Origin of the sequence: Mycobacterium simiae (assembly GCF_008370645.1) — a bacterium.
GTDB classification, from domain to species: domain Bacteria; phylum Actinomycetota; class Actinomycetes; order Mycobacteriales; family Mycobacteriaceae; genus Mycobacterium; species Mycobacterium simiae_A.
In genome coordinates this window covers 1-9,310 of the sequence record NZ_VTZN01000181.1, presented here as the reverse complement: position 1 = coordinate 9,310, position 9,310 = coordinate 1, and the positions used below count along the sequence as shown (strand labels likewise).

10 protein-coding genes and 1 pseudogene are annotated in these 9,310 nt (G+C 65.8%); 3 read left to right on the top strand and 8 right to left on the bottom strand.

The window, feature by feature from the left end; all coding sequences use genetic code 11:
* Window positions 1–80: pseudogene (locus F0Q45_RS21640) on the bottom strand (rhodanese-like domain-containing protein); the annotation flags it as partial.
* Complete coding sequence (locus tag F0Q45_RS21635; RefSeq protein ID WP_149655882.1) at window positions 80–643, bottom strand: cysteine dioxygenase; 564 nt, start codon at window positions 641–643, stop codon at window positions 80–82. The gene F0Q45_RS21635 and the pseudogene F0Q45_RS21640, both read right to left, overlap by 1 nt.
* Window positions 644–758: 115 nt before the next feature.
* On the opposite strand from F0Q45_RS21635, the gene F0Q45_RS21630 reads away from it, so the two are divergent.
* Both F0Q45_RS21630 and F0Q45_RS21625 read left to right on the top strand, forming a co-directional pair.
* Window positions 759–1,205 (top strand): lipoprotein LpqV, encoded by a 447-nt coding sequence (locus F0Q45_RS21630; RefSeq protein WP_149655881.1) that lies wholly within the window; start codon window positions 759–761, stop codon window positions 1,203–1,205.
* Between the two features lie 82 nt (window positions 1,206–1,287).
* Window positions 1,288–2,343 carry a patatin family protein gene (locus tag F0Q45_RS21625; protein ID WP_149655880.1) on the top strand — a complete coding sequence of 352 codons (1,056 nt, stop codon included), beginning with the start codon at window positions 1,288–1,290 and terminating at the stop codon, window positions 2,341–2,343.
* Window position 2,344: 1 nt separating this feature from the next.
* On the opposite strand, the gene F0Q45_RS21620 is transcribed toward F0Q45_RS21625, so the two are convergent.
* Both F0Q45_RS21620 and F0Q45_RS21615 read right to left on the bottom strand, forming a co-directional pair.
* Window positions 2,345–3,196, bottom strand: coding sequence for a patatin-like phospholipase family protein (locus F0Q45_RS21620; RefSeq protein ID WP_149655879.1), 852 nt, complete (start codon window positions 3,194–3,196; stop codon window positions 2,345–2,347).
* A gap of 6 nt (window positions 3,197–3,202) precedes the next feature.
* On the bottom strand, window positions 3,203–3,577 hold the full coding sequence (locus F0Q45_RS21615) for a hypothetical protein (protein WP_149655883.1): 375 nt from the start codon (window positions 3,575–3,577) through the stop codon (window positions 3,203–3,205).
* A gap of 164 nt (window positions 3,578–3,741) precedes the next feature.
* On the opposite strand from F0Q45_RS21615, the gene F0Q45_RS21610 reads away from it, so the two are divergent.
* Window positions 3,742–5,367 (top strand): amidohydrolase, encoded by a 1,626-nt coding sequence (locus tag F0Q45_RS21610; RefSeq protein WP_149655878.1) that lies wholly within the window; start codon window positions 3,742–3,744, stop codon window positions 5,365–5,367.
* Window positions 5,368–5,407: 40 nt separating this feature from the next.
* Here F0Q45_RS21610 and F0Q45_RS21605 read toward each other — a convergent pair whose 3' ends face one another.
* The 4 genes from F0Q45_RS21605 to F0Q45_RS21590 all read right to left on the bottom strand — a co-directional run.
* Entirely contained in the window at window positions 5,408–5,881 is a 474-nt protein-coding gene (locus F0Q45_RS21605; RefSeq protein WP_149655877.1) for an SRPBCC family protein, read from the bottom strand.
* Between the two features lie 93 nt (window positions 5,882–5,974).
* Window positions 5,975–7,045 (bottom strand): NAD(P)H-dependent amine dehydrogenase family protein, encoded by a 1,071-nt coding sequence (locus F0Q45_RS21600; RefSeq protein ID WP_149655876.1) that lies wholly within the window; start codon window positions 7,043–7,045, stop codon window positions 5,975–5,977.
* A 78-nt stretch (window positions 7,046–7,123) separates the two neighbouring features.
* A complete protein-coding gene (locus F0Q45_RS21595) occupies window positions 7,124–8,755 on the bottom strand; it encodes a long-chain fatty acid--CoA ligase (RefSeq protein ID WP_149655875.1) in 1,632 nt (543 codons plus the stop codon).
* A gap of 129 nt (window positions 8,756–8,884) precedes the next feature.
* A partial coding sequence (locus F0Q45_RS21590) for a YncE family protein (RefSeq protein ID WP_373425052.1) occupies window positions 8,885–9,310 on the bottom strand: 426 nt, incomplete at its 5' end.

The window sequence follows — 9,310 nt, the reverse complement described above, 5'->3', positions numbered from 1 at the left end:
AGCGCTTCGGGTACCTGATCGGCGGGCAGGCGGCGATACCTGTTGCGGGCTGAATCCAGTACTTGATCAATCCGGCTCATCACGACTTCTCGGGTTGGTCGGTCAACTCGGTGCGCTGGCGGCGCAGCGTATTGCGCTCGGTGACTTGGTAATACGACATCGCCGTCAGTGGCGGCGAATAAGCGTGCACGCTCAGCGTGGGCGGCGCGGGACTCGACACTGACTCCAAGACCGGCACCTCACGCGGCGCCCACACCACGTCGTGCACCCACCCCAGCGGAAACCCGGCCTGATCACCCGCATCGAGTCGGCGCCGTCGTAACCGCCCGCCGTCCCACCGGTACTCGTTCAGAGACCCGGACAGCACCGTCAAAGCCCCGAGCGAACCGCCGTGATCGTGCAATTCAGTAGCGTGCCCGGGCACCCAGCTGATCAGCCAGATGTCCAGTTCATCGTCCCCGTGGATTCGGGTGAACCAGCGCTCGGTCTCGGGAAGACCACCTTCGGGCAGTAGCTGGTCGCACCGCCCACTGAGCACGTCGTCGGCGGCTTGGTCGGTTGCGTGCAGAAGATCGGCCACCCGCGCCCGGGTGGGTCCCGGCCACGGCGAGGTAAGGGCCAGTGTAGAAAGTGGCATAGCCATGAACGAACTCCAAAGTGCGAAACGGATCGGGTAATCGGCGGCGCGTCAGGGCCGACAACACTCCAAAGATCCGCAGCACTTCATCACGCCAGCCAGTGTTGCATAGATTGGCACCATGTGCCGATCCCGCCTTCGGTGCCTGCTGTGCGGGCCCCTCGTTGTGGTGGCGAGTTTGTCGGTCATCGCCGGCTGCTCGCGCGGCGGCGGGAACGGTAAGGTGGCGTCGCCGTCGGCCAAGCTGTCGACACCGACACCTACTGCAGCGAGTTCGCTGGCGCCAGGCGTCATTGGGGTCTCTCCTACCGGCGTGACGACCCGGGTCGACGTCCCCGCGGAGTCGTCCGAAGAGGAATATTTCCAGGCCTGCCATGCCGCGAAGCTGTGGATGGAGACCCAGCCCGCCGCCGGTGCGGCGCTGATCGAGCCGTATCTAGGGATGGTGCAGGCCGCGCAATTCGGCGTTGCCGGCAGCTGGAATATTCGATGGGCGGACCTGACCCCGGCCCGTCAGGCGGCGGTAATCGTGGCGGCAGTGGCGGCCGCCAACAACGGATGCGGCTAGCGGGCTGCGCACTTGCGATCACGGCTACAAAAAACTGCGATCCGGTTCGGTCGCAGGGACTTGCGGCACGCAGAATGAACGGATGACTGGGCCGATAGCCATGGGGGCACGCGGATCGTCTCCGACTCGAGTCGCGTTGGCGCTCGGCAGCGGCGGCGCCCGGGGCTACGCTCACATCGGAGTGATCCAGACGCTGCGGGAACGCGGCTACGAAGTCGTCGGAGTCGCCGGCTCGTCCATGGGCGCACTGGTAGGAGGTCTGCACGCCGCGGGGCGACTCGAGGAGTTCGCCGACTGGGCGAAATCGCTGACGCAACGGACGATCCTGCGACTGCTAGATCCCTCCATTAGCGCGGCGGGAGTGCTGCGGGCGGAAAAGATTCTCGACGCGGTGCGCGACATTCTTGGTCCGGTAACCATCGAGCAACTGCAGATCCCGTATACGGCGGTGGCGACCGACCTCATAGCGGGCAAGTCGGTGTGGTTTCAGCGCGGTCCCCTGGACGAGGCGATTCGCGCGTCGATTGCAATTCCGGGAGTAATAGCCCCGTACGAAGTCAACGGACGCCTGCTTGCCGACGGAGGCATCCTGGATCCACTGCCGATTGCCCCGGTCGCCGCGGTCAATGCCGATATGACCATCGCGGTGAGTCTCAACGGCAGTGAGGCAGGTGCTCCGCGCGGATCGGAACCGGGCGTCACCGGCGAGTGGTTGAACCGCATGGTGCGCAGCACCTCTGCTCTCCTCGACGTATCGGCCGCCCGCGCACTACTTGACCGGCCGACGGCACGGGCGGTACTGAGCCGGTTCGGAGCGGGATCCCAGGAATCAGATTCCTGGTCTGAGGCCGACGAAGTCGCCTCGGTTGACTCCGACGAGGCGCCCAAACTGCCGAAAATGGGCGGATTCGAGGTGATGAATCGAACAATCGACATCGCCCAATCCGCTCTTGCCCGCCACACCCTGGCCGCCTATCCCGCGGACCTGCTGATCGAGGTGCCCCGCACGACATGCCGCAGCCTGGAATTCCACCGGGCGGTTGAGGTGATCGCTGCTGGTCGCGCGCTGGCCACCCGCGCTCTGAACGCCCTCGAAGGCGAAGACACGCAGCTGGCCACTCGCGCGATCGACAGCTGACTCACAGACCCAGGAAACTCGCGATAGCCGTTGCGACACGGCGGCCCTGCGCACGGCCAGCCTTCGCCGCGCCCGCCCGGCAGCGCGGATCCAGCGAGTTGGGGCCAAAGGCAGCCAGCGACGGCTCGTCGGCGAACACGGCGAACGCGGTGCCGGTGAATGTCGCGATCTCAGCACCTGGCCCTGGGCCAAACGGTGATGGCGCATCCGCACCACCAGGTACCAAGACGACGGCGGCATCGCAGTCCTCGGCGACGCCCAGGTTGATTGAGCTGGCCACACCGCCGTCCAGGTAGCGGCGGCCGGCGATCGTCACCGGCGGCCACGCGCCGGGCACCGCGCAACTGGCGGCCACCGCATCGACAAGGTCGACACCCGAGCGGCCGTCGAAAACCACCAACTCACCGGTGGCCGTATCGATAGCGGTAATCCGCAGCTCCCGTTCCGGCCAATGGTGCGACGGTAGCCGCTCGGCGATCACCGCACGGCGGACGGACTCGGGCACGGTTTCGGTGGCCAGGGCGACGGCCCCTATTCGCTGCAATCGCCCGACCGCGCCCGGCTCGCGCAGCGCATCCAGGAAAAGTTCGGTGATGGCACCGATGTCCACACCCGGGTCGATCTCTGCCGAGGTCGTGGCGAGTTGCCGGTCGAACAACACCCCGAGGGGACAACCGCTGCTGAGCTGCGCCGCGACCGCCGAACCCGCCGATGTACCCACCAGCACATCCGAAGCAAGCAGCCGTTGCGCTGCCGCCGGCGACTCGTCGGCAACGCCCAGCAGAACACCTGTCTCCCAAGCGATTCCGGCCAGTCCACCACCAGCCAGTACAAGCGCGCGTGTGGTCACCACGTTGACCTATCCTCCCGTCGAAAGCAAGAGCCGCGGCGGGTCCGGCAACACCACGCTTCGGGTTATCTGCAGCGTGGCGTCGACGTGGACCAGCTCGCCCGGGTCGAGCAACGACCAACCCGGGTCATCGTCCATCGGCTCGGTGGCGAACACCACGCAGGGTCGGGTGGCCAGATGCACTGACCGCGCGCGAGTTCGCTTGGTAAGCAGGTGAAATTCCGGCACCGATGCGGGCGGCTGCCCATGCACGTCGAACACCCCCAACCCGGTGCGGTCCGGGTTTCTCCGGCTTTGCCGGGCCAGATTGTCGGGGGCGTCCAGCAACCAAAACGTTGCCGTGGCAACGTGATTCCCGGCGTGCAATCCGAAGAGTCGGCACATGGCTTCGACGTTACCCAAAGTCAGGCCGCCGGCAGCACCGGCCATGAGCGCAGCCGTCAGCTACATCCGCAAAACCAGGACTACGGTCGTTCGGCGTGGTCAAATACGGGCGAGCGCTCGGTGGCGTCCCGGTCGCCGGCGGCACAGTAGGCGGGAGACTGCACGTGAGATCAGCCGACCTCGTCATCCGCGGTGTGGTACTGACCGTGGACGACGCCCGACCTACCGCCGAAGCCGTTGCCATCAAAGACGAGCGGATTGTCGCGGTCGGCAACTGGTCGGATGTCGACGGCTGGGTAGGCAGCGAGACCACGGTCGTCGACGTCGGATCAGGTTGCGTGATGCCGGGTTTGGTGGAGGCGCACGGGCATCCGCTGCTGGAGTCGATGGTGCTGTCGGACCGGATGGTCGACATCCGGCCTGTCACGCTACGTGACCCGGGTCAGGTGGTCGGCGCGATCCAACGCGAGGTGGCCCTGCAGGGTCCGGCGGGCGCGTACTTGTTCGGGTGGGATCCGCTGCTGCAGCCCGGTCTGCCCGAGCCCACCCTGAGCTGGCTCGACAGCATGGCTCCGAACACACCGCTGGTGATCGGTCACAACTCGTGCCACAAGGCATTTTTCAACTCGGCCGCCGCGCTGCGGGTCGGGCTCACCGGCGACACACCAGACCCCAAGGGCGCCAAGTACGGTCGCGACGCGGGCGGCAAGCTCGATGGCACCGCCGAGGAGACCGCGGCGTTGTTGCCGCTTTTCGCCGGCGCGGTCAACCACAGCGACTATCCCGCCATGCTGCGCGCCGAGTGTGCCCGGCTGAATCGGGCCGGGCTGACCACGTGCTCCGAAATGGCGTTTGAGCCGACGTTGCGGCCAGTGTTGCAACAGATCCGAGACGCCGGTGAGCTAACTGTGCGGCTGCGCACCTACGAGATCTCGAACGCGGCGCTGACCACCGACATGAGTCCGGACAATGGTGATGACATGCTGCGGCAGGTCGGCATCAAGATCTGGGTGGACGGCTCGCCGTGGATTGGCAACATCGACTTGTCGGCTCCCTACCTCGACACTGCGGCCAGCCGCGACATGGGTATCGCGCCGGGTTCGTGCGGGCACGCCAACTACAGTCGCGAGCAGTTGACCGAGATCGTCGAGGCCTACTTCCCGCGCGGCTGGCCGATGGCCTGCCATGTCATGGGTGATGCCGGAGTCGACACCATCCTCGACGTCTACGAGGATGCACTGCGCAGGCATCCTCGACCCGATCATCGGCTACGGCTCGAACACGCCCCCATGCTGCGCCCCGATCAGCTGCGGCGCGCCGCGGCCCTGGGTGTCACCGTCAGCCTGTTCGTCGACCAAATCCACTACTGGGGCGACATCCTGGTCGACGGCTTTTTTGGGCCCGAGCGCGGATCGCGCTGGGCGCCGGCCGGCTCGGCGGTGGCCGCGGGGTTGCGCATCTCGCTGCATAACGATCCGCCGGTGACCCCCGAGGAACCGCTGCGCAACATCAGCGTCGCGGCTACCCGCACCGCACCCAGCGGGCGGGTATTGGCCCCCGCCGAGCGGGTGACGGTGGAGCAGGCAATCCGCGCCCAGACTCTGGACGCGGCGTGGCAGCTGTTCGCCGACGCCGTCATCGGCTCGCTGGAGGTCGGCAAGTACGCCGACTTAGTTGTGCTGTCGAAAGACCCGAGGACGGTGGCGCCTGAGGAGATCGCCGATCTCGAAGTGCTCGCGACGTTGCTCGCCGGCCGGCAGGTGTACGGCCCGGCGCTCGCGCATAGTTGAGCCCACTGTCAGCACCGCCGCTGTCGCGGCACGTCTCCGGTTAGCCCACCAGTTGGGCGGAGAGTTTCTCCAGCACGCCGCGCGCGTAGCCCTTCCACATCGCACCGAATGCGGGCAGCAGCGCTGCCGTGATGGCGGATTTCGGATGTAGAGTCCACTGCCAGGTCACCGTAGTTCCGGTCCCCGTGGGCGCGAAACTCCACCTGCCTTCGACCAGGCTGACCAGCGGCGACAGCGGGCCTTTGATATCGGTCAGCGTGTAGCTGAATGAGCGCGGCGGGTCGACGTCGGTGAGCGTCTCGCGTACTCGCCCACCACCAACCATCGTGATGACGCGGCTCTGACCTGCCGCATCCCAATCACCGGTCTGATCGCGGACCTCCTTGATCGGCGGGACCACCCCATACCAATGTGAACAAATCACCGGCAGCGATATCGGCAGCGTGCGACTGTAGGCATCGTCGACCGAGACAGGTATCGCTCGGGATTGCTCAACTACGACGGACCGTACCAATTTCCCATCCCTTCACCAACTCCGGAAACCTCGGCGCGCGCCCAGGACTTTGATTGTGCATCCTGGGCGGTGCGCTGCGGCGTGTCGTCACCCTCAACGCTCGCTAGATCTGCGCAACCCCGGCGCGGCCCGGCCAGTGATCAGCGGCAGGTCGAAAAAGCTTTGGATGCCCGCCGGCGCGGCGCAGGTCGCGGGAATGGCGTTGACGCAGTGCGCCGCCGTGGCGACTATCCCCGGGTTGCTCTGCAACCCAGCCGCCACGCTCTCCGGCTGCCATCCCTTGACGGAGACGCGAGTGTTCGGGTTTCCGCGCACTTCGATCTCATAGCGCTCCCCCTCCGGGCCGAAAGACCAAGGCGGATCGAGGTTTTCCTCGCCCATCAACCAATTCACGGTGATCTCGACGACCGCCGTGTCGCCAACCAGCGCCGCCCAGTGGAAGCGCCGGCCGGCCACTTGGCCGGGCTCGATGATCCCGATCGGCGAGTCGATCGGCGCGGTCGCGACGGCAACTTCCTGCGACGTGCGGATCTGCGGATCGGCAGCGAAACCCAGTTTGTCGACACACAGGCGGACCGACTGCAGGAAACCACCGTCCAGCAGCTTCTGCATCGGCCCGGTCAGCGCGGTATCCGGGGCACCGCCAAAACCCATCACATAACGCAGCACGTCCGGCGCCCCGTAGCTCCGTAGATCCGAAAACTCCTCGGAGCGAACGAAAGTCACACCGGTGGACATCACCGACAGCAGCAACGGAAACAGTTCGGTCGCGGCACCGGGACCGATACCAGCGCCGTGCAGGGTGGCATTTCCGGCCTGGGCGGCGACTTCCAGCGGAGCGGCCTCCTTCTCGCTGGGGTAGAACCAACCGACCGGAGTGACGACGTTCTTGCCCGACCGCAGCAGTGCGGCGACCACGTCGACGCTGGGTATCAACGGGGCGTAGATCACCGCGTCGGCGTCGAGCGCCAGGATGTCGTCGACGCTGTTGGTGGTGATGACTCCCAGCGGTGGCGAGCCGATGATCTCGCCCACGTCTTTGCCGCCCTTGTCCTCGGAATATACCCAGCAGCCCACGAGGTCGAGGTCAGGATGCTCCAGCACACCGTTGATGGCGGCGACCCCGACCGATCCCGTAGCCCATTGAACGACACGCAGGCCCATCGCTTCACCTTCCCTCGCGAGCAGACACAGAATCGCACTTTTTGCCGCGCGGCTATGCGATTCTGTGTCTGCTCACGCTCAGTTGTGCGCCTCAGCGACTTGGTAGACGCCATCGGCGTAGCGCGACCGGACGGTTTTCTTATCGTACTTGCCCACGCTGGTCCGGGGTATCTCGTCGACGAAAGCCCACCGTTCCGGCAGCCACCACCGAACAACCTTGTCCGACAAAAACTTCCGCAGATCCGCAGCGCTGACCGCCGCCCCTGCCCGGGGCACCACGACAGCCAGCGGCCGTTCTTCCCAGCGCTCGTCCGGAACTCCCACCACAGCGGCCTCCACCACATCGGGATGCCCGATCAGGCAGTTCTCCAATCCGACCGAGGAAATCCACTCTCCGCCGGACTTGATGACGTCCTTGGCGCGGTCGGTGAGCGTGATGAAGCCTTGCTCGTCAATGCGGCCGACGTCGCCGGTTCGCAGCCAACCCGAATCGAACTTGGACGCGTCATGTCCCCGGTAGTAAGAACCGGTGATCCACGGCCCGCGCACTTCCACCTCGCCCACGGCGGCGCCGTCGTTAGGCAGCACCTGCCCGTCGTCGTCGACGATTCTGGTCTCCACCCCGCATACCGGCTGACCCTGCGTCGCCCTGATTGCCCAATACCGGTCCTTCGGGGTTCCCGGCGGCGGCCACGCCATCGCGGCCATCGGCGACGTTTCCGTCATACCCCACAGCTGCCGAATCTGAACCCCGTGCCGCTCTTCGAACGTGCGCATCAGCGACTCAGGAACCGCTGAGCCGCCGCAGGCGACCAGTCGCAACGAGGAGATGTCGTGGCCGGGGTCCCTATCCAGGTGGTGCATGACGTCGTTCCAAATCGTCGGCACCGCAGCTGCCAGCGTGGGCCGCAGGTGCTCGATCAGGTGGATCAGCGATCCGGCGTCAAGATGTCGGTCGGGCAGCACCAAATCTGCACCTGCCATCAGCGCCGCGTACGGCAGTCCCCATGCGTTGGCGTGAAACATCGGCACTATGGGGAGCACCCGATCGCTGGACCCCACCCCGATTCCGTTGCTGGCACACGTCGCCATCGCATGCAGAAAGCTCGAACGATGGCTGTAGACAACACCTTTGGGATTGCCAGTGGTGCCACTGGTATAGCACATGGCCGCCGCGGCATTCTCATCGAGCTGCGGCCAATCGAATTGGGCCGACTCGCCGTCGATCACTTCGGCGTAGCGCAGCACGTTCTTCCCCGACTGCTCCAGCGACGCCGTATCGCCGTCCCCGACTGCGATGACGGTGTGCACGGTGTCGAGCTCGGACAGCACCGGTACCAGCAGTTTGGTCAACGACAGATCGACCAGGATAATCCGGTCCTCGGCCTCGTTGGCCACAAAGGCGATCTGCTCGGCGAACAACCGGATGTTGAGGGTGTGCAGAACGGCACCCATCGATGGCACCGCGAGGTAAGCCACCAGGTGTTCGGGGTTGTTCCACATGAAGGTGGCCACCCGCTGGTCGCCGGTGATCCCGAGACGCCGCAACCCGTTCGCCAGCTGGGCGGCACGTCGCTCTACTTCGCGGTAGGTGGTATGCCGATACCCGTCGCCGGTGGCGGTGATGACTTCACGTGCCCCGTGGACGCCACAGCCGTGCCGCATAATCGCGGTGATGGTCAGCGGAAATTCCTGCATCGTGCCGTACATCGACGTACCGCCTTACGGATCTCGGCGCAGCACCGCCTCATGTCTAGTCGGGCGAATGCTATCGCCACCAGCAGACATCAGATACGGGCTCCCCCGCGCTAGGCCCGGTTAGGCCCGGTTAGGCCCGCGTTAGGCCAGAGCCGCCTCGTACTGCAGCAGCTCGGGCACTATCCATGCTGTTGATACGTCGCTTGCCGGCCCGTCAACCTCGCTGCCTGACAGGCCGGCGGCGACTGGCGTCACGCTGACCGTGCCGCTGTTGTCGGCGATGTACAGTCGGCTGCCGTCGCGGCTTTCGACCACGCACGATGGCTGACCGGCCCTGACGGTTCCGATGATGTCCTGGTCGCGGGTGTTCAGCACCGTGACGCGGTCCTCGCTGACCAAGTAGGCGCGAGCACCGTTACCGCCGACAGACAGCCGGGTGACCAAACCACCGATCTGGTCAATCTTGCGGGTGCGCGTCACCTTATTGGTGCGGGTGTCGATGACGTCGACAACGGTACCGAAGTCGGCCCCGCAACTGGCGACGTAGGCGGTGGCACCGTCTGGACT

Excerpts from the sequence above, each read along its gene's own strand:
- F0Q45_RS21635 (WP_149655882.1), bottom strand. The coding sequence starts at position 643 with ATGGCTATGCCACTTTCTACACTGGCCCTTACCTCGCCGTGGCCGGGA.
- F0Q45_RS21630 (WP_149655881.1), top strand. The coding sequence starts at position 759 with ATGTGCCGATCCCGCCTTCGGTGCCTGCTGTGCGGGCCCCTCGTTGTG.
- F0Q45_RS21625 (WP_149655880.1), top strand. The coding sequence starts at position 1,288 with ATGACTGGGCCGATAGCCATGGGGGCACGCGGATCGTCTCCGACTCGA.
- F0Q45_RS21615 (WP_149655883.1), bottom strand. The coding sequence starts at position 3,577 with ATGTGCCGACTCTTCGGATTGCACGCCGGGAATCACGTTGCCACGGCA.
- F0Q45_RS21600 (WP_149655876.1), bottom strand. The coding sequence starts at position 7,045 with ATGGGCCTGCGTGTCGTTCAATGGGCTACGGGATCGGTCGGGGTCGCC.
- F0Q45_RS21595 (WP_149655875.1), bottom strand. The coding sequence starts at position 8,755 with ATGTACGGCACGATGCAGGAATTTCCGCTGACCATCACCGCGATTATG.